Origin of the sequence: Aliiroseovarius lamellibrachiae, from assembly GCF_018599245.1 — a bacterium.
Classification (GTDB): domain Bacteria; phylum Pseudomonadota; class Alphaproteobacteria; order Rhodobacterales; family Rhodobacteraceae; genus Aliiroseovarius; species Aliiroseovarius lamellibrachiae.
In genome coordinates this window covers 34,893-54,783 of sequence record NZ_JAHEVJ010000001.1, presented here as the reverse complement: position 1 = coordinate 54,783, position 19,891 = coordinate 34,893, and the positions used below count along the sequence as shown (strand labels likewise).

Annotated in this window: 19 protein-coding genes; 14 read left to right on the top strand and 5 right to left on the bottom strand. The window is 56.6% G+C overall.

The features are described 5' to 3' along the window. Positions 1–78 precede the first annotated feature (78 nt). On the top strand, positions 79–1,755 hold the full coding sequence (locus KKW20_RS00345; RefSeq protein WP_214565144.1) for a sulfatase-like hydrolase/transferase: 1,677 nt from the start codon (positions 79–81) through the stop codon (positions 1,753–1,755). Beyond that, complete coding sequence (locus KKW20_RS00340) at positions 1,756–4,971, top strand: reductive dehalogenase (protein WP_214565142.1); 3,216 nt, start codon at positions 1,756–1,758, stop codon at positions 4,969–4,971. It abuts the gene before it with no gap. Positions 4,972–5,118: 147 nt separating this feature from the next. Here the strand turns inward: KKW20_RS00340 and KKW20_RS00335 are convergent, their stop codons facing one another. The 4 genes from KKW20_RS00335 to KKW20_RS00320 are packed head-to-tail and all read right to left on the bottom strand — an operon-like array spanning position 5,119 to position 8,786. Then, positions 5,119–5,262 (bottom strand): hypothetical protein, encoded by a 144-nt coding sequence (locus tag KKW20_RS00335; protein WP_214565139.1) that lies wholly within the window; start codon positions 5,260–5,262, stop codon positions 5,119–5,121. A 19-nt stretch (positions 5,263–5,281) separates the two neighbouring features. After that, the gene (locus tag KKW20_RS00330; RefSeq protein WP_214565138.1) at positions 5,282–6,670 is read right to left on the bottom strand and encodes a sensor histidine kinase; all 1,389 of its coding nucleotides are present in this window, start codon (positions 6,668–6,670) and stop codon (positions 5,282–5,284) included. A gap of 20 nt (positions 6,671–6,690) precedes the next feature. Then, positions 6,691–8,058 carry a dihydrolipoyl dehydrogenase family protein gene (locus tag KKW20_RS00325; protein ID WP_214565136.1) on the bottom strand — a complete coding sequence of 456 codons (1,368 nt, stop codon included), beginning with the start codon at positions 8,056–8,058 and terminating at the stop codon, positions 6,691–6,693. Further along, complete coding sequence (locus KKW20_RS00320; RefSeq protein WP_214565134.1) at positions 8,058–8,786, bottom strand: TVP38/TMEM64 family protein; 729 nt, start codon at positions 8,784–8,786, stop codon at positions 8,058–8,060. The genes KKW20_RS00325 and KKW20_RS00320 overlap by 1 nt, the downstream gene beginning before the upstream one ends. A gap of 267 nt (positions 8,787–9,053) precedes the next feature. Here KKW20_RS00320 and KKW20_RS00315 point away from each other — a divergent pair, with 267 nt between their 5' ends. The 11 genes from KKW20_RS00315 to yihA all read left to right on the top strand — a co-directional run bounded on the left by KKW20_RS00315 (position 9,054) and on the right by yihA (position 18,022). Beyond that, positions 9,054–9,695, top strand: coding sequence for a LysE family translocator (locus KKW20_RS00315; RefSeq protein WP_214565132.1), 642 nt, complete (start codon positions 9,054–9,056; stop codon positions 9,693–9,695). 222 nt (positions 9,696–9,917) lie between these two features. Beyond that, positions 9,918–10,052, top strand: coding sequence for a 50S ribosomal protein L34 (gene rpmH / locus KKW20_RS00310; protein ID WP_048599009.1), 135 nt, complete (start codon positions 9,918–9,920; stop codon positions 10,050–10,052). A gap of 15 nt (positions 10,053–10,067) precedes the next feature. Further along, positions 10,068–10,541 (top strand): ribonuclease P protein component, encoded by a 474-nt coding sequence (gene rnpA / locus KKW20_RS00305; RefSeq protein ID WP_214565130.1) that lies wholly within the window; start codon positions 10,068–10,070, stop codon positions 10,539–10,541. 80 nt (positions 10,542–10,621) lie between these two features. Then, positions 10,622–10,891: a membrane protein insertion efficiency factor YidD gene (gene yidD / locus KKW20_RS00300; RefSeq protein ID WP_214565128.1), complete on the top strand. Its 270-nt coding sequence runs from the start codon at positions 10,622–10,624 to the stop codon at positions 10,889–10,891. A 439-nt stretch (positions 10,892–11,330) separates the two neighbouring features. Then, complete coding sequence (locus KKW20_RS00295; protein ID WP_214565126.1) at positions 11,331–11,555, top strand: hypothetical protein; 225 nt, start codon at positions 11,331–11,333, stop codon at positions 11,553–11,555. 201 nt (positions 11,556–11,756) lie between these two features. Next, a complete protein-coding gene (locus KKW20_RS00290) occupies positions 11,757–12,005 on the top strand; it encodes a hypothetical protein (RefSeq protein WP_214565124.1) in 249 nt (82 codons plus the stop codon). A gap of 189 nt (positions 12,006–12,194) precedes the next feature. Continuing rightward, complete coding sequence (gene ttcA, locus KKW20_RS00285) at positions 12,195–13,040, top strand: tRNA 2-thiocytidine(32) synthetase TtcA (RefSeq protein ID WP_214565123.1); 846 nt, start codon at positions 12,195–12,197, stop codon at positions 13,038–13,040. A 99-nt stretch (positions 13,041–13,139) separates the two neighbouring features. Then, complete coding sequence (locus tag KKW20_RS00280) at positions 13,140–14,684, top strand: putative bifunctional diguanylate cyclase/phosphodiesterase (RefSeq protein ID WP_214565120.1); 1,545 nt, start codon at positions 13,140–13,142, stop codon at positions 14,682–14,684. Between the two features lie 94 nt (positions 14,685–14,778). Beyond that, positions 14,779–16,614 carry a membrane protein insertase YidC gene (gene yidC / locus KKW20_RS00275; RefSeq protein WP_214565118.1) on the top strand — a complete coding sequence of 612 codons (1,836 nt, stop codon included), beginning with the start codon at positions 14,779–14,781 and terminating at the stop codon, positions 16,612–16,614. Then, positions 16,614–17,372: an MOSC domain-containing protein gene (locus tag KKW20_RS00270; protein ID WP_214565117.1), complete on the top strand. Its 759-nt coding sequence runs from the start codon at positions 16,614–16,616 to the stop codon at positions 17,370–17,372. The genes yidC and KKW20_RS00270 overlap by 1 nt, the downstream gene beginning before the upstream one ends. Further along, positions 17,369–18,022, top strand: coding sequence for a ribosome biogenesis GTP-binding protein YihA/YsxC (yihA, locus tag KKW20_RS00265; protein WP_214565116.1), 654 nt, complete (start codon positions 17,369–17,371; stop codon positions 18,020–18,022). The genes KKW20_RS00270 and yihA overlap by 4 nt, the downstream gene beginning before the upstream one ends. 159 nt (positions 18,023–18,181) lie before the next feature. Here yihA and KKW20_RS00260 read toward each other — a convergent pair whose 3' ends face one another. Further along, the gene (locus KKW20_RS00260; RefSeq protein ID WP_214565115.1) at positions 18,182–18,916 is read right to left on the bottom strand and encodes an SDR family NAD(P)-dependent oxidoreductase; all 735 of its coding nucleotides are present in this window, start codon (positions 18,914–18,916) and stop codon (positions 18,182–18,184) included. A 108-nt stretch (positions 18,917–19,024) separates the two neighbouring features. Here KKW20_RS00260 and argB point away from each other — a divergent pair, with 108 nt between their 5' ends. Then, entirely contained in the window at positions 19,025–19,885 is an 861-nt protein-coding gene (gene argB / locus KKW20_RS00255; RefSeq protein WP_214565114.1) for an acetylglutamate kinase, read from the top strand. Positions 19,886–19,891 lie beyond the last annotated feature (6 nt).

The window sequence follows — 19,891 nt, the reverse complement described above, 5'->3', positions numbered from 1 at the left end:
CAGATTGGATCCAAAACTGCTTTTCGTGTGCCCCGCGCCATGCTTCACTCATTTCACTTGAAACGAGGAAGCCTGCACATGCGCCGATCTGCCCCCAACATCCTGTTCATCATGTATGATCAGCTGCGGTTTGATTACCTCAGCTGCGCCGGGCACAAGACGCTTGAAACCCCAAACTTTGACCGGGTGGCGGCGCGGGGCGTGCGGTTTGATCGCGCCTATTGCCAGTCGCCTGTCTGTGGATCCAGCCGGATGAGCACCTATACCGGGCGCTATGTGTCCTCGCATGGGGCGGCGTTTAACAACTTTCCCCTGAAGGTTGGCGAACACACCATGGGTGATCATTTGCGTGCCGCTGGCATGGACTGTTGGCTGATTGGCAAGACCCATATGAAGGCGGATGCGGCAGGGATGGAACGCCTGGGGCTGGCCCCCGACAGCGTGATTGGCACGCGTATTGGCGAATGCGGTTTTGATGTGTGGATCCGCGATGATGGGCTGTGGGCCGAGGGACCGAAGGGGTTTTACGACCAAAAGCGCTCCCCCTATAACGAGTATTTAAAATCAAAAGGTTACACCGATCACAACCCTTGGCACGATCATGCCAATGCGGGCATTGATGACGGCGGCGACATTGCCTCTGGCTTCTTGATGATGCACGCGGATAAGCCCGCAAATGTCCGTGAAGAGGACAGCGAAACCCCGTGGCTGACCGACCGCACCATTGATTTCATCGACGCGCAAAAAGCGGATCAACCCCCAAACAAACCATGGTGCGCGCATGTCAGTTATATCAAGCCGCATTGGCCCTATATCGTGCCCGCCCCCTATCACAATATGTACGCAAAAGACGACATTCAGCCGGTGGTCCGCAGCCAGTCCGAGCGTGACACGGCCCACCCGATTTATGACGCCTATCTGGCGGGCAAACTGTCGGGTGCCTTTTCCCGTGACGAAGTGCGCGAAACGGTGATCCCGGCCTATATGGGGCTGATCAAGCAATGTGACGACCATTTGGGGCGGCTTTTGGACCATCTGGATGCCACCGGACAGTCGGACAATACGGTGATTGTGCTGACCTCGGATCACGGCGATTACATGGGCGATCATTGGATGGGCGAAAAGGATTTCTTTCACGATCCCTCTGTGCGCGTGCCGCTGATCATCGCGGACCCACGCCCGATTGCGGATGCCACGCGCGGCACGGTATCACAAGCCTTGGTGGAACAAATCGACCTAGCCGCCACCTTTGTTGAGATGGCTGGCGGAGAAGTGGCGGACCACATTCTCGAAGGCCGTTCGCTTTTGCCGCTTCTGCGCGGCGACACCGTGGATTGGCGCGAATTTGCGATCAGCGAATATGACTTTTCGACGTCTGGTAAAGCCACTCAGCTCGGATTGGCACCGCGTAATTGCCGGCTGTTTATGGTGGTCACAGAGCGATGGAAATTGATCCATGCCGAAGGCGGTTTTCGCCCAATGCTCTTTGATCTTGAGGGTGACCCACAAGAGTTGACGGATCTGGGCAACAGCGAGGAACACTCTGACATCATTGATGAATTATACGCCCACCTGCACCAATGGTCGCGCCGCATGGCACAACGCACCACAGTTTCCGATGCCCAAATTCTGGCGCGTCGCAAAGGCGGATCAGCCCAGGTGGGCGTGCTCATTGGCGTTTACGGCGACGAGGAGATACCGGACGAACATCTTACGGCCTATCGCGGCAAAGCCACCCCGATTGAGGGCCGATGAATGAAAGTCTTTTCAGATAAAAAACGCCCGGTGCATCTGGGGCCTTACCCGCTTGAACGCCTTAAACGCGGCCCCTTGCCAGAGCTTGCTTTGGTGCCAGAAATGACCCCGATCAGCTTTCACAGGTCAGACCGCCCGGAAAGCATTGTCAATGCAATGGGTGAATTTCAGGCGATGATGGATGCCATCCGTGACGGCGATGTGAACGCCGCGCGGTCGACCATTCCCGATGGCGCGGCCGAGCGATCAAATCACCTAAAATCCTTTGGCTATTTCTCAGATGCGTCGATGGTTGGCATCGGCGAAATTCCATCCTCGGCGCGGCTAAAAACACCCCGCTCCAACCCGGATATTGCCCGCCTTTCAATGGCGTTAAAAACCCGCGAGGTGAAAACCTTGGCCGCCGGTATCGACATGATTATGGCGGATCTTAAGGCCTCGATGGGGCGGGCCGCGCGCGCCGTCGACCATCACCACAACGCATTGGTGTTCCTTTACGAATATCAGCGCGACCCTGATCCCGCTGAGCGCGGCGCCGATTGGATCCTTGATGCGCAACCCCATCGCGCCTGTTTGCGGTCCACGGAAACCGCTGTCGTCATCGCCAATTACATCCGCCTTTTGGGATTTGATGCGGTGGCCCACACTGCGACGTCAACTGAACTGGACCTGAACCAACTCGCGGTGACCGCGGGTCTGGCGACTGTTGAAAACGGTACACTCGTGGCACCTTGGCTGGGCGAGCGCTTTGGCGTCGCCGTTGTCTCAACCGATATGGATTTGGCCACCGACTTTCCGTTGGCCCCAATGAGTGAACAGCCCTGGCATGCCACACATGGTCCCTCTTGGTGGCTCGGCGGCACCGGACCGGGCAAGGGACACGCGAAATCCGCGCGCACCCGCGACCCCTATGCCAAGCGCGATTATCACATGGGGCCACATCCGTTTGAACGGCTCAAACGTGTGGACGACCCCACAACTTATATTGACGAGGCCAATGTTGCCCGCGTGCCAAAACGCGCCGACATGTTTGCCCGCAGCCAGTTTGGCGACATGGGCAAACCCCTGCAGGACAATGCCAAGGGCGGCTATTACGTGCGAAAATCCGCCCCCAGTTTTGCCCAGCGCCGGATGTTAGGGGCGTTTGTGCCGTTGCAGGACGGCGCACGCGCGCAAGGCCCCACCGCCAAAGACCCCGCCCGAAACGCAGACAACTTGCGCGCGGCGAGTTACTTTCTGGGGGTTGATGCCGCAGGCACGTCGCGTTGCCCCGATTGGACATGGTACAGCCATGACGCCACGGGGGCTGAAATCCACCCAACCCACGACAATGCCGTTTCAATGATTGTCGACCAGGGGTTCGAAACGATGGAGGGGGCCTCGGGCGATGATTGGATCGCCGTCAGCCAATCCATGCGCGCCTATTTGCGGTTTTCGCTGATCGGCGGTGTGATTGCCCAGCAGATCCGAAATCTTGGCTATGGGGCCAAGGCGCATACGGTGATGGATGGAACTGTGCTACAGCCCCCTCTGCTTTTGTTGGCGGGGCTTGGGGAGGTCTCGCGCATTGGCGAAGTAATTCTGAACCCTTACCTCGGCCCGCGTCTGAAATCCGGCGTGGTGACCACCGATATGCCGATGACACACGACAAGCCGATCGACTTTGGCCTGCAAAAGTTCTGCGAGGCTTGCAATAAATGCGCGCGCGAATGCCCGTCGGGCGCGATCACCGCCGGGCCAAAACTGATGTTCAACGGGTATGAGATCTGGAAATCCGACAGCCAGAAATGCACCACCTACCGCGTGACCCAACCGGGGGGCGCGATGTGTGGACGGTGCATGAAAACCTGCCCTTGGAACCTCGAAGGGCTGTTTGCCCAAGCGCCATTTCGATGGGCGGCAAGCACCCTTCCCGCCGCGGCCCCTGTTTTGGCCAAGCTCGATGATATGGCCGGGCATGGCGAGATTAATCCAGTGAAAACATGGTGGTGGGATCTGAAACTTGGCGAGGATGGCGGATATCACCCGCCCGATGAACCGGTGAACAAACGCAGCCTGCAAAAGGATCTTGACCTGAAAGCTGAGGATCAGACCTTGGCCGTCTACCCCGCCCCATTGGCGCCCCATCCCTATCCCTACCCGTTTCCGATGGACCGCGAGGCGGGCATTGGCGCGTATCAGGCGATGATCCCAGCGGCCGAATACCGTGACCGGCTGGCGTCCGGCGACACTTCGATGGTGCATCGCTACACCATCGACGGGGACGCGCCGGTGATGCAGGTCACGATCAGCAAAGCCGAACAGATGACCGATGGTGTGACCAAATATGAGTTCGCCACGCTGGATGGATCGCCCCTGCCCCCATGGTCCGCTGGCGCGCATTTGGACGTGCTGGTCAGCCCGGAATACCTGCGCCAATACTCGATGTCCGGCAATCCGAACGACACCAGCCGCTATCAAATCGGCGTGCTGCGAGAGGACACAGGCCGTGGCGGGTCTGCCCTGATGCACCGGATCTTTGAAGAGGGCCGCAAGGTCTTTATCTCCAAGCCGATCAACCATTTCGAACTGGTGGAAGATGCCAGAAAAACCATCTTGATGGGCGGCGGCATTGGGGTCACGCCGATGATCGCCTTTGCGCACCGGTTGCACGCTTTGGGGCGCGACTTTGAACTGCATTACTCTGCCTCGCGCCGTGCGGATGCCGGGTATCTGGACGATCTGGCACAGATGCCTTGGGCGGATCATGTGCATTACCATTTCTCAGACGAAGGCACGCGGGCGGATATGGACGCGGTGATGGCTGGGTATCAACCCGGTTGGCACGTCTATTGCTGTGGCGCTGAGCGGTATATGGACGCGGTGATGTCGGCGGCGCAGGCGCAGGGGTTTCCCGAAGAGGCGCGTCATCTGGAGTATTTCTCGGTCCCCGAACAGCCCGAATATGAAAACCACCCCTTCACCCTGAAGCTGCGCGATGGGCGCGAATTGGAGGTGCCCGAGGATCAGACGGCAGCAGATGTGCTGAATGCCAATGGCATCCATGTGGACGTGAAATGCTCTGACGGGATTTGCGGCGTGTGCAAATGTGACGTGCTGTCCGGCGACATTGAACACCGCGATTTTGTCCTGTCCAACGCCCAGCGCGAAGGGACGATGATCCTGTGTCAAAGCCGTGCGCGCGAGGCTGGGGGGGTGGTGGAAATTGATGCCTGATACGCCAAAACCACTCGAAATGTCGCCATCAGATCTTCTGCCACTAAACGTCAAAATTTCTGAGGAACTTCGCAACCGAAATGAGATTCAGACCGCTAGAAATTCAGTGGCGATGTGACAACGGTATCAAACGAAAGGCCGACATATTCACCGGCGCACCTCTTCGCGGCCGCTGTCCGCACTGCGCAACATTGAGGATAAGCAGTTTGAATTCTCGACCGGGTGATATTTGACGATAACGGTCACGGAACGCGCGCGGCCATAAGCCCACATGGCATCGTTGTCGGACATTTTTATGGATAGTGTCGTATCACTGAGGTCTCTCAATCTCTTTCGGCAATGTGATCTTAAAACTTGTGCCTGTCTCACCAGTCTCAGCCAGCGTCAGCTCGCCGCCATGCCCGCGGATCAACTCCGCCGCAATCGCCATACCCAGCCCGGAGCCGCCTTTGCGGTTGGATCCGGCAAAGGGTTGGAACAGGTTCTCACGGGTCGACAGCGGCAGGCCCGGCCCGGTGTCGCGCACATCGATGGTCCAGCTGTCATCGGCTTCACCGGCGCAGATGGCAATTTCACCGGGCTTGCCTGACGCCACAATCGCTTGGCGCGCATTGCGCACGAGGTTCGACAGCACGCGGTAAAGCTGTTCGGGATCCGCGCGCAACATAAGGCCAGAAGGCACGTCCTCGGCGAAACTCAGATCATGATCGCCCGCCGACAGACGTTCGCTGTCAATAATATCGCCGACCAAATTCGCGAGATCAATCCGTTCCAGACGCGGTGCAGGTTCTTCGGCCTTGCCAAACGCCAGGGTGTTTTCACACAGGTTAATGGCGCGTGAGATCGAGTTCATCAGTTTGGGGCCGATGCGCTTCACCATTGGGTCTTCGCTCATTTCCATCCGGTCGCCAAACAGCTGTGCGGTGGTCAGGATATTGCGTAAGTCATGGGAAATCCGCGCAACCGCCCCGCCCAATTGGGCCAGGCGTTCCTTTTGCTTCAAGGCATGGGTCAAGTCGGTCTGAAGCGCATTTAACGCCACCTCTGCATCACGCAATTCAGTCACGCCTGCATGGGGCACAATGATCCGGCGCGTATCTTCGGGCGCGCGCGCATAAGCGATCATATTGCCAACAACCCCCCGGATCGGCCGCACCATCAGCCAACGTACCGCAAAAAACAACAGTGTGGCCGTGATCGCAGAAATCACCGCCGACAATTTGGCGATGTTCAAACCGTAATCGATCATGGCTTTGCGCAGATTGCCGGTGTCCATTGTCACCTCAATCAGCTCACCGCCCATCTGGACCGGCTTGCCGATCACGCGGACCACCTGAGGCGTCGGATTGGCAAGACGCGCCAGGGCGGCGCGCATCATCTCCCACGGGGTCGACATGCGCAGATCGAACGTCTGATCCACCGCATGTGGCATCGGGGAGTTCAATACCAGTTCGCGGATCTCATCGCGGCGCAGCGCCACGTTGAAAACCTGCGCATTTTCCAAAAGCTCCGCCTCCAGCGCGGGGTCGATCATGTCATCGGCAAGCAGAACCAAGGACGCAATCTGCGCACGCTCAAGTCGCGCCAGCAAGTAATCCTCGCGAAACCGCGCCACGGACGGCACAAAGATCAACACTTCGGCCAGCATGACAAACGCCATAGTCAGGATCAAAAATCGGCCAGAGAGGGAGTTTAGCACAGGTTGCTCCGCCTAAATCGTTACGGCAGCCAGCGTTGTACCATGCCAACCACCTGTTTCACCTTAGGATTATCAAAAAGTCGCGGCGAGAAATAGGCCCCTGCTGCACGTTTCGACACCTCCGCCATTGTGGGGTATGGCGCGATCATCGCGGCGATCTGGCTCATCTTGAGATTATTGGCCATTGCCAGCGACCAGAGGGTGATCATTTCGCCAGCTTGCGGGCCGACAATCGACACGCCCACGGGGCGGCCTTTCACAACCATCACCTTGATCAAACCCTTAGCCTGTTGGGTGGCGAGCGCGCGATCATTGCCGGCGAAATCAAAGCGCGCCACCTCTAGGCGCTCACCATGAATATCCTTGGCTTGCGCTTCGGTCAGGCCCACCTGCGCCATTTCAGGCGCGGTATATGTGGCCCATGGGATGTGGCTGGTTTTCGCCTTTGACGGCAAGCCAAACAGCATGGAGCGGATAATCACCCCCGCATGATAACCCGCCACATGGGTAAATTGCAGCCCGCCAGCCACGTCGCCAATTGCGTAGATCTTACGGTTTGTGCTGCGCAACCCAGCGTCCACTTTGATGCCTACACGCGTGACCTCGACGTCGGCTTTGTCAAGATCAAGTTTGTCGATATTGGCTTTGCGCCCCACGGCGACCAGCAAATGTGTGCCTTTGAAAATGCGGCCATCTTTGACCTCGACCTCAATGGCGCCAACGTCACCGCGCACTTCGGCGGCAAGGGCCTCTTCCTCGATCTTGATCCCTTCTGCGCGCAGGGCGTCCAGAACCTGTACCGCCATTTCCGGGTCATCCCGGCCCAGCGCTTTGGCCCCTTCGATCACCGTGACCTCACAGCCCAAACGCCGATGCGCCTGTGCCATTTCCAACCCGATGGGGCCGGCGCCGATGATCAAGAGGTGCTTGGGGTGATCGTCCAGATCAAAGATCTGTTCGTTGGTCAGATGTGGCACCTGATCCAAACCGGGGATCGGCGGCACAAAGGGGGACGACCCGGTTGAGATCACAAAGCGGCGCGCTTCAATGATGGTATCGCCCGCCTGCACTTCGCTGCGCGAAATGAAGCTGCCGTATTCAGTGATCACATTCACGCCCAGCTCTTGGAACCGTTCCACCGAATCGTGGGGTTCAATGGTGGCGATGGTGGCGCGCACATGATCATGCGCCGCCTTCCAATCCATGCCTTTATGGCCTGCATGCAAAAGCGCCTTGGACGGCACGCAGCCATAGTTCAGGCAATCGCCGCCCATCTTATGCCCTTCAAGCAGCACAACAGACGCGCCCATTTGCACAGCCCCCGCCGCCACCGAAAGCCCGCCTGATCCGCCACCAATGACGCAAATATCTGTCTTAATACGCTTCATCACGCGGTTCCTTTTTTCAGGGCTTTCAGCACCATGGGAAGGGCGGCCAGCGCCACAAGACCCAAGATCGGCAACAGGATATGGGGTTCAAAGATAATGCCCAAATTGGGCGTCTCGCCACGGGCGAACACCTCGCCCAGGCCCGCCCCCACGGAGGTATAGACCAGCCCGCCGGGAATGATGCCCACAAAGGTCGAGATCGCAAAGCGATAAAGCGGCACACCGACCAGCGCAGGGATCAGGTTGGCGACAAAAAACGGCACCGCAGGCACCAGTCGGATCAGAAAGAGGACGGACCATTGGTTTTCATCAATGCCATCTTTGATCTGCTTCACGGCCCCGTCCGAGCTTTCCATTTTCGCGGCGAGCTTTTCACCCAGCCCCCAGCGCGCGGCCAGAAAAATCACAATCGCCCCGATGGTGGCCCCGGTCACGTTAAAAAGCACGCCGGGAAAGGTGCCGAAAAGGAACCCACCGGTCAGCGTCGCAATGGTCGCCCCGGGCAGGGAAAACCCAACGATCCCCACATAAGCGGCGACAAACACCAACACAGCCAACAGGTAATTCGCATCACGAAAGCCAATCAACGCCTCGCGGTTTTCGGCAAGCGTCTCAAAGCTGAGATAATCGCGCAGGGTGAACGCGCCGATGACCGCAACGGCCAAAATGGCAATCAACGGCAGGCGTTTCAAAAGCGGGTTGGCCGCAGGTGGCTTTGGGTGGGGCATGTCATTTGTCCTTGGGGCCGAGCCATCGGATGAAGTCATCGGGTGTTCCTTTCACGTTGCGGGCAACATGAGGGCTGGGGGCGGGCTTGCCTAGCCACCGACATAGGATCTCACAGTTGCTTGAACTGAGGTGAGAATATCGAGGCGAAAGGTTACAAAACATTTCAGTTGCGGCGCTAAGACACGACACATTCGGGAAAAATCGCTCGACCCCTGTCACATATTGCGTTTAGATCACTCGGTATTTCTGCCCAAAGGACGCCCCTGATGGACCTTTTAACCTCTCTCGTTACCTATGCGCTTGCGCTTGGAATCGCCGCCGCCATCCCCGGCCCCGGAATTGCCGCCCTTGTGGGGCAGGCCATGGGGGGATCTTTGCGCAACGCTTTGGTCTTTATTTTGGGCATTGCCTGTGGCGATGTTGTGTATCTGACCATCGCCGTGGCCGGGCTTGCCGCGGTTGCCAAAAGCTTTGCAGGGGCGATGATTGTTCTGAAGCTCCTGGGCGGGCTCTATCTGGCCTATTTGGCATATCAATTCTGGACCAGTGACCCCAAAGCGCCAGAAATGGCCAAGTCACGTAAGTACAGCACACCCAAAACGCTGCTTTCAGCCTTTACCATCACGATCAGCAATCCAAAGGCCATCATCTTCTATCTCGCCCTTGTACCGAGCGTTCTGGACCTGAATGCGGTTGGTGTATCAGAATGGGGTCTGTTGGTGCTGGTCAGCGTGATCGTGCTTTTTGCCGTGATGACCCCCTATGCCCTTTTGGCCAATAAAGCGGGTCGGGTTTTGGCACGCTCCAGCACGCTGAAAACCATGAACCGTTGGGCCGCGGCCTTTATCGGCACGGCCGGTCTTTTGATGATCGCAGAGGCGGGCCGGGCCTTGCGCCGCGCCACATAATAAGCCATCCGGGGTGTCCGCAGCAGGTGACCCAAACAATCCCACCGCTTCGGCGATCATTTGGCAAGAAATCTTAACTGCCCCATTTGACTTGCCGCCAAATGCCCCCTATAGACCGGGCTTCGAATGACACTTGTCCCGAATCCTTCCGCGGGCTGTTGATCTGAGAGATCAGAGCGCAGAACCGCATCAGATGGAAACGGGCTTAAACGGAGACGGGCGATGAAACGCACCTACCAACCCTCGAACCTGGTTCGCAAACGCCGTCACGGCTTCCGCTCACGTATGGCCACCAAAGCTGGCCGTAAGATTCTGAATGCACGTCGCGCACGTGGTCGGAAGTCGCTGAGCGCATAAGCGTTGGTTGCAGTCATGACTGCACCAGACAGTGATAAGACGCAAACCGCCGAGGCCACAGGGCCTGCGGCGGTTTTTGCGCGTGGTGACACCCAAGGTGGTTCATTCGGTGATGATATGTCTGAAAAATTGATCACCCTGACCCAGCGGCGCGACTTTCTGGCCGCCGCCCGCGCGCGCCGTGCGCCGCAACCGGCTTTTATGTTGCAAGCCCGCAAACGGCGTGATGGCGAAGATCCTGTCGCGGGTGTTCGTGTGGGGTTCACCTGTTCCAAAAAAGTCGGCAATGCCGTGGCCCGCAATCGCGCCAAACGTCGCCTGCGCGCCATCGCGCGCGAGGTTTTGCCCAAGCTTGGCCAGCAAGGCTGGGACTATGTGCTGATCGGCCGCAAAGACGCCACCGCAACGCGGGAGTATAGTGATCTGATCAAAGACCTTACGCGCGCCATCAAAGACATCCACGCCCCCCGCAAGCCCCGCAAAAACTAGAAAACTAGAAAACTAGAAAACTAGAAAACTAGAAAACTAGAAAACTAGAAAAGCCGCATGACAGGCCCCAGATTATGTCAATGACCCCACTTGCTCATATTGCCGCCCTGCCGATCCGCGCCTATCGGATGATCTTTTCGCCGTGGGTTGGGTTCAATTGCCGCTATCAACCGACCTGTTCCGCCTATGCGCTGGAATCCTTGGAAAAACACGGTGCGATCAAGGGCGGTTGGCTGGCTGCAAAACGCATTGGGCGTTGTCATCCGTGGGGCAATTGCGGGTATGATCCGGTGCCTGATCAGAACACATCTGACACCAAAACCTGCACCCACGACACACATGACCACTGACGCCCCGCTAACGTGCCATTTACGCCACAGGTGGGCTTTACTGTAAACTGCCGGTTGATCGACACCCTGTTTGCGCTAAAACACCCACATCCGCAACGCATACAAAAAGGAGGCTTACATGAACTATATCAGCGCATTCTGCCTCCGTGCAGCGGGAACCCCGGCCTATATCGCTTCGTGATCATCCGTATCACCGCCTGATTGGCCCCGTCATCCCCGGTTTTTTGAACATCTCACACAGAGCGTTTCTGCGTGCATTTGTCTGATCGCCGGATCTTTCTGACACCTCCCGCAAACGATCGCACAAGAGTATTGCCACCGGCGTATCGCCCGTGGCCCTGCCCTTGTTTCGCTGTGGGACATCCAACCTTTTCACCCGAATTGCACCTTCGTGTGTACACCAAACAAGAGGGCCGGCATTCCAGCCGGTTACACAACAATGATGGACAGTAATTTTCACCCTGGGGCTGTGCGCCTTCAGGATTTGATCGACGCGATTGTCACCGAATATGGCGGCCTGCGCGTGACCCGTGTGCTGTTGGCAAACATGCTGGCACGTCTGCGGCGACGCCCGCTGAACAAGGGGATGAGCAATCATTTGCGGCGCGACATTGGACTTCCGCCGCGCGATCCACCCCCGCCATTCCGAGATCTCATGATGTAATTTCAAGCGCGGCTGACAGGACAATTTCCTGATCGGTCGCGCCGCATCCAAACCACCACCAGATCCGATTGCTCGATGCGCCGCGGCGCCATCGAACGGTCCCGTGCGGCCAATGCGCGGCCAATTTGGTGGCAAATTAGTGCTTGAGCTAAACCTCACTTGAGGTCGCAAAACGCATAAGAATCACGAAAGGAATGCCAGATGAGCGATGTCAGAACATTGATTTACCCACCGCGCCCCAAGAACCCGATGGCACAGGTGATCGAAGCCCTTGTGGAACGTCACGGCCGTTGGCGCGTGTTGCGCGCGGCCCTTTTTGCGGGGCATCCAACGCCCCTCCGCAAACGGCGCAGAAAGGTGCCTAAAAACCTGCACAGGGACGTCGGGCTGACGGACACAACGCCGAAAGCCCGCAAGGAAAAATTGCCCACACGGGACATTATCCTGTAGCGGTGACAAGAATGCGCCCCGCTGATCGCGGTTATCATCACATTCACCATGTCCCCCGACCGTCCGCAGCATGCCATGCAGCGGGCCTGACAAGCTCACTCAATAATTAAGGACGCAATGCACCACCTTGATCATGACCATTTCCCCCTTGTGCTTGTCAGGCTGGGCGAAACCGCCTAAATGCGGGCCATGACTGACACGCTTGATGACATCCACCCGCTCTTCGCTGGCGCCCCTTCGACCACCGAGTTTAAGAAACTGCGCAAGCGGATCATCCGCAATGTACGCGAAGCCATTGATCAATATGGCATGGTGGAACGCGGGGCCAAATGGCTTGTTTGCCTGTCTGGCGGCAAAGACAGCTACACCATGTTGGCCGCCCTTTATGAGCTGAAATGGCGTGGTGTGCTGCCGGTGGAGTTGGTGGCCTGCAATCTGGATCAGGGACAGCCCAATTTTCCAGCGACGGTCTTGCCTAAGTTCTTGGAAGACATGCAGGTTCCGCACCGGATCGAATATGAAGACACCTATTCCATTGTCATGGATAAGATCCCCCAAGGGCGCACGTTTTGTTCACTCTGCTCCCGTCTGCGACGCGGAAATCTTTACAGAATCGCCCGTGAAGAAGGGTGTTCTGCGGTAGTATTGGGCCATCACCGCGACGACATTCTGGAAACCTTTTTCATGAACCTCTTTCACGGTGGCCGCCTTGCAACCATGCCGCCAAAACTGGTGAATGAAGAAGGCGATTTGTTTGTTTACCGCCCGCTTGCACATGTGGCCGAAGCGGATTGCGAAAAATTTGCCACCCAAATGAACTATCCCATCATCCCCTGCGACCTCTGTGGATCACAGGACGGATTGCAGCGGCAACAGGTTAAGGGAATCATAGATCAGTGGGAAAAAAACTTCCCCGGACGGCGACAAATCATGTTCAAAGCGCTTATGAACACCCGCCCCAGCCATCTTTTGGATCCACAATTGTTCGATTTTGTTGGGCTTTCACGACCGTCGCCCGCAGATAGTGAAAAATAAACTTAAAATTCCCTCTCGCATTAACGTTCGATTGACACCGTGTTCCTAATTTGTCCTTAGACGAGGCGCTCCTGCTTCGGGTCAAGAGGACGAAGAAGCATGGCTGCCACCGGCACTTCTCATATTTCGCATCGCGTTAAAGAAACCATTCGCACAGCATTGGTTGGGCCCCAGCTAGCGGCGTTTTTGCCAGCGGCTGCATTGGGAATTTATTGGTTCGGCGGCGAGGGCTTCTTGATGTTCTTTGCCATTGTTTTCCCAGGCATTTTGCTGCTGGCGGGGATTATGACCCAACCCACCCCACGGGCGAATTCTGGCCCCGTCGATCCGGTGACAGAGCTCCCATTGCGGGACCGGCTTATCAAATCCATCGATCGCTCAATCCTGCGCGAGAACTCTCCGACCAAAGCCTGCGTCGTGATGGAGGTGGATGATTTTGCGAACGCCCGGCGCAATCTTGGCGAAGATATTGCTGACCGTATGCTGTTCACATGTGGCGAACGCATAAAAAGTGTTTTACGGGCCACCGATATGGTCACCTATCTCGGTAGCGCACGGTTCGGCCTCTGCCTCGACAAAACCCGCCGGGCTGATCTCGAAGCCTTGATTCAGCTTTCCTCGCGCATCCAAACGGCATTTGACACTCCCCTCACAAACGAAAACGTACAGGTTCACTGCACCCTGTCAGTGGGGTTTGCCCTTCCCTCTCGCGTCTCTGAAAAAACTGGCGAAGCCATTCTGGCCGCTGCCGAAAGCGCCCTGCAAGAGGCTCGGCTCTCTGGCCCAGGATCGATTCGCGCCTATTCTAATGAAATGAAACCCCGTGTTTCAGCCTCTGAACACACCGTAAAAGAAATTCTCAATGCACTGAATGACGGGCAAATTGTGCCCTGGTTCCAACCTCAGCTGTCGACAGACACAGGGGCGTTGTCCGGGTTTGAAGCCTTGGCGCGTTGGCACCATCCCGAAAAAGGCCTGATTGCACCCGGCGCCTTTTTACCTGCCCTTGTTCAGGCGGGGCTTTCCGAACGGCTTGGTGAAGTTATTCTCTATCACTCCCTAACAGCCCTGAAAGATTGGGATAAACTCGGGTTGAAGGTGCCTGCAATCTCGGTAAATTTCTCGGCGGACGAATTACGCAATCCACGTCTGTTTGAAAAAGTAAAATGGGAACTTGACCGGTTCGAACTTGACCCTGAACGCCTGACCGTTGAAATCCTCGAAACGGTAGTGGCGCGCTCGGATGATGATATCACATCTCGCAATATCGCCTCTTTCTCACAATTGGGTTGCGGCGTGGACCTTGATGACTTCGGGACTGGTCACGCTTCTATCTCAAGCATTCGGCGATTTGATGTAAGCCGCATCAAAATCGACCGTTCCTTTGTCACACATGTCGACACGGACCGAGACCAACAAAGCATGATTGCAGCCATCTTGACGATGGCGGAACGCCTGGGCCTGGAAGCTATCGCAGAAGGTGTCGAAACCCATGGCGAGCATGCCATGCTCGGGCAATTAGGTTGTACCCATGTCCAAGGGTACTCAATCGCAAAGCCAATGCCGTTTGATGCCACTGTCGGTTGGCTGCAAACCTTGGAGGAAAAAGTCGCCGCATCAGCTGTTCTCCCCAAGCGCGCGTAAGTAAAGAAGCTTAAGAATCTGGGAAAACTGCTTGACCTTTTGCCTCTGGACCGCTTGAACCACTCTGACCAATTCTTCAAGAGCGGTGGGCCAAATGGACGACCAGAATAAGAACCTGATCCTGGCAACAGTATTAAGTTTCCTCGTAATCACCGGATGGATGATCATGTTTCCGCCGGCAGACCCGGCACCAACACAAGATAACGTGCCAGCGGTTGTTGCAGAAAACACCGTGCCATCCGCAGGGCTTGAGACAAGTGCCGGCACCGCACCGATTACTTCAGCGGCAGACGATGTCGCCGCCACATTGGCCGAAGTTCCACGCATTGCAATCGACACGCCAGAGCTTGCCGGCTCGATCTCTTTGCTTGGTGGCCGCTTTGACGACATTAGTTTGAAAGCCTATCACACCGAGCTGTCCGACGAGAGCCCAATTGTCAAACTTTTGAAACCCACAGGGCAGCCCGAAGCCTACTATGCGGTATATGGCTGGACCCCGGGCGGCGACACCGCCGTAGAGGATGTGCCGAGCCCATCGACTGTTTGGAGTATTGAAGAGGGGACAACACTCACCCCGACAACGCCTGTCACACTCCGATGGGAAAACCACAACGGCCTTATTTTCCGTCGCACGCTTATGGTCGACGAAAAATTCATGTTTACAATTCGTCAGTCCGTCGAAAACACAGGTACGAAGGCACAGCGATTGGCCCCCTATGGTGTGCTCGCTCGACATGGTGAACCATCTGATCTCAAGGGTTTCTTTATCCTCCATGAAGGGGCGCTTCGCCAAAACGACGATGAACGCGAGTATTTCAAATACAAACACCTGCGCGACATTGATGCCCGCGATGAACTGTCCGCTCGCTGGTCAAGCCCTGGTGTGGTTGCCGATGTAAAAGATGTAAGCGGAAAAGGTTGGACGGGTTTCACAGACCACTACTGGATGTCTGTGCTTATTCCCGCGTCGAACAACGCCTTCACCTCGGTCTTTCAGTACAACGAAACAACTGATACCTACCGAACTTATGCGCAACTCGACACTTTGACGGTCGACGCCGGGCAAACCGAATCCGTCGATACAAGGTTGTTTGTGGGCGCAAAAGAATGGGAAACCATACGCAACTACCAGAAATCTGAAGACGTCACAAATTTCCTCGACACAATCGACTGGGGCTTCTTTTTCTTCCTCACAAAACCAATTTTTGCCATGCTCCACTGGCTTCACAGCGTGATTGGCAATATGGGTTGGGCGATCATCGGGCTGACGCTGGTGATCAAGGCAGTGCTCTTCCCGCTCGCATATAAATCCTATGTTTCCATGGCCAAGATGAAAGAGCTTCAGCCGGAAATGGAGAAGATCAAGGAAGCGGCGGGCGACGACCGTGCCAAAGTTCAAAAAGAAATGATGGAGCTGTATAAGCGGGAAAAGGTGAACCCGGCGTCCGGGTGTTTGCCGATCCTGATGCAGATCCCGATCTTCTTTTCACTCTATAAAGTGATCTTTGTCACGATGGAATTGCGCCACGCCCCTTGGATCGGTTGGATCCAGGATCTGTCGGCACCTGATCCCAGTTCCATCCTGAACCTGTTTGGACTTTTGCCATTTGCGGCGCCAGGTCCGGAAAGCGTTCTGGCCATCGCATCCCTTGGGATTTTGCCAATCATTCTGGGTATTTCCATGTGGTTGCAACAGAAATTGAACCCAGCACCCACCGATGCCACACAGGCGATGATCTTTGCCTGGATGCCTTGGGTGTTCATGTTCATGTTGGGCCGGTTTGCCTCGGGTCTGGTGCTTTACTGGATCGCCAACAACACGATCACCTTTACGCAACAATACCTGATCATGCGCAGCCACGGTCACAAACCCAACGTGCTTGGCAACGTCTTGAAAAGCTTTAAGCGTAAAACCAAGGACGCCGGCTGATGGGGCAACTCGCCCAGATTTGGCGCCATCCGATTAAAGCGCATGGGCGCGAAGCGCTGGTTGGGGCGACGCTCGAACCAGGCCGCGCCCTGCCCTTTGATCGGCAGTGGGGGGTGACCCATACGGCGGCAAAACTGGGTGAACGCAACGACGGTGGTTGGCAGCATTGCCGCAACTTTTCACGCGGGGCTGGGGTGCCTTTGCTGCAAGCGATGGATGCACGTATGGACGCGGTGACAGGGACGATTACCCTGACCCACCCAAAGATGCCGGGGATCACAATCAACCCTGACCTGCCTGCAGATCAGGACAAATTTATCCAGTGGTTACAACCCCTTACGCCAAGTGGTCGCCCGCAGCCCACCGGTATTTTCAAAGCGCAAAACGCGCTGACAGATAGCGAAACCCTGTCGCTTTCGATCATGAATTTGGCCAGCCATGATGCCATTTGTGCCCACATCGGCCGGCCGCTTTCACCGCTCAGATGGCGCGGAAATCTGCTCATACGCGGGTTTGACGCTTGGGACGAACGCAGCTGGGTTGGCAAAAACATCCGCATTGGATCAGCTGAGTTTTTCATCCGAAAAGAGATCACGCGCTGCCGCATGACCGAAGCCAGCACCCGCACCGGGGAACGCGATGCCGACACGCTCGGTGCCTTGCGCGCGGGCTGGGACATTCAGGAAATGGGCGTACATGCGGTGGTCATCAAAGCCGGCGACATTGCCGTGGACGACGAGATTGAGGTGCTATCATGAGCCAATTGCCTTTCCCTATGGCTGAAGAGCCTGATGACATTTCACGCGAAAAAGGCCGCAAGCTTTTTGCGGGCGCCACCGACTTTTTAAAAGGCGTGGTTGCGATGAGCGGCATGCCCGATGCCGACCGGTTAGAGGTCTGCTTTGCTGGGCGGTCAAATGTTGGAAAATCAAGCCTTATCAATGCGCTAACGGGCCGCAAGGGGTTGGCGCGTGCGTCAAACACCCCAGGCCGAACGCAAGAGATCAACTATTTCACCACCACCGGCGGGCCCTTTTTGGTCGACCTTCCGGGCTATGGTTTCGCCAATGCGCCCGTGCCGATTGTGGAACGCTGGCAGCGTCTGTTGAAGGCCTATTTGTCGGGCCGCGCCAGCCTGCGCCGCGCCTTTGTGTTGGTGGACAGCCGCCACGGTGTAAAGCCTGTGGATGAAGAGATTATGGCACTTTTGGATCGGTCCGCGGTGACGTTTCAGGTGGTGTTGACCAAGGTTGATAAGGTCAAAGACAAAGACATGGACAAGATGCTGGCGCAGGTGCGCGGTGCATTGTCAAAGCACCCGGCGGCATATCCAGAGCTGGTAATGACCTCATCTGAAAAAGGTTTGGGGATCGAAACTTTGCGCGCGATCATTGCGGGTTTGGACTGATCCGGCCCCGTATTTGGCCTCTGGGCACAGCATCCAAAACTGTAAACAGTTTAAAGTCTGAAAACCGGAAACTTTAAACTGTTTAATGTGCCAGACCGCAAAACTTTAAAGTTTTGCCCGTTGGTTTTGGCAAAACTGTAAACTCTTTAAACCCCGAAATCAGACGTGCTGCGCGCCGTTCACCTCGATCTCAGCCCCTGAGATATACGAGGATTGATCGGAGCAGAGGAAGTAGATCGCCGAGGCAACTTCTTCGGGTTGGCCCAGCCGTTGCATTGGCAATTTCTCGACAATCTTATCGGTGCCGGGGGACAGAATTGCGGTTTCCACTTCGCCCGGCGCAATCGCATTTACACGCACGCCCATGGGGCCGAAGTCATGCGCCATTTCGCGGGTTAACGCGGCGAGCGCGGCTTTAGAGGTTGCGTAAGCGGCGCCCGCAAACGGGTGCACGCGCGACCCGGCGATCGAGGTCACATTGACCACAGCCCCTTTGGCCGCCGCCAATTCGTCCTTCAACCCGCGGGCCAATACGACCGATGCAAAGAAATTCACATGAAAGACTTTGCCCCAATCCATCAAACCGGTGTCGAGCGTATTTAGCCGCTCGCCTTCTGGTCCTTTGGGGGAAATTCCAGCGTTATTGACCAGCGCGTCCAGCCGCCCGTCCAGTTTTTCCTGAATGATTCCAACGGCATTGATGGTGTCGGCGGGGTCTGACAGATCCAGCACAACATGGTTTTCCTGACCGCCACCCCAGGGGCATTGCTCGGGGAAAGGTTGGCGCGAACAGGTGATCACCCGCCAGCCTTCGGCGTTAAACTTGCGCACGGTGGCGTGGCCGATCCCGCGGCTGGCCCCGGTCAAAAGAAGTGTTCTGCGGTCGTCTGCCATATGCGCCTCCTGCGATTGCGCCCACCCTACCACTGCGAAGTTTGGGCGCAATGCCCCTTGGCAGGCCCGCGCGCAGGCACTAACACAGGTATGGAATGAGGATCAGCCATGAAGACGCAAAACATGAACCGTGATTGGATCGCCACCGCCAGAACTTTGTCCCAGGCCCTGCCCTATTTGCAGCGCTATGCCGGGGCAACGGTTGTCATCAAATTTGGCGGCAACGCCATGGGCAGCGACGAGGAAATGGCAAGCTTTGCGCGCGATATTGTGCTGATGCGTCATGTTGGCGTGAACCCGGTTGTGGTGCATGGCGGCGGGCCGATGATCAACGCGATGCTCGATAAACTTGCGATCAAAAGCGAGTTTGTGAACGGCAAGCGCGTGACGGATCAAGCCACTGTGGAAGTGGTGGAAATGGTCCTGTCCGGCAGCGTGAACAAGCGCATTGTGCAAGCGATTAATGCCGAGGGCGGCAAGGCAGTGGGCCTGTCTGGCAAGGACGCAAATCTTGTGATCTGTGATCAAACCAACCCCGATCTTGGCTTTGTTGGCACCCCCGCGGATGTGGATGTGTCGGTGCTGCAATCGCTGGCCGAGGCGGAAACCATTCCGGTGATTGCGCCGCTTGGGGCGGGCCGAAATGGTGAGACATATAACATCAACGGCGACACGATGGCGGGGGCCATTGCCGCCGCCCTTAAGGCTGATCGTCTTTTGTTGCTGACCGATATTGAGGGCGTAAAAGGCGCGGATGGCGAGGTTTTGACCGAACTTTCCATCGAACATATCCACGAGCTCACCGCGTCCGGCGTGATTGCTGGCGGGATGATCCCCAAAACCGAAACCGCCCTTGCCGCCATCGAGGACGGGGTGCGTGCGGTGGTTATTCTGGACGGTCGCGCGCCCAATGCCTGCCTGCTTGAGCTTTACACCGACCACGGCGCTGGTTCGATCATTCGCAACTAACACCCA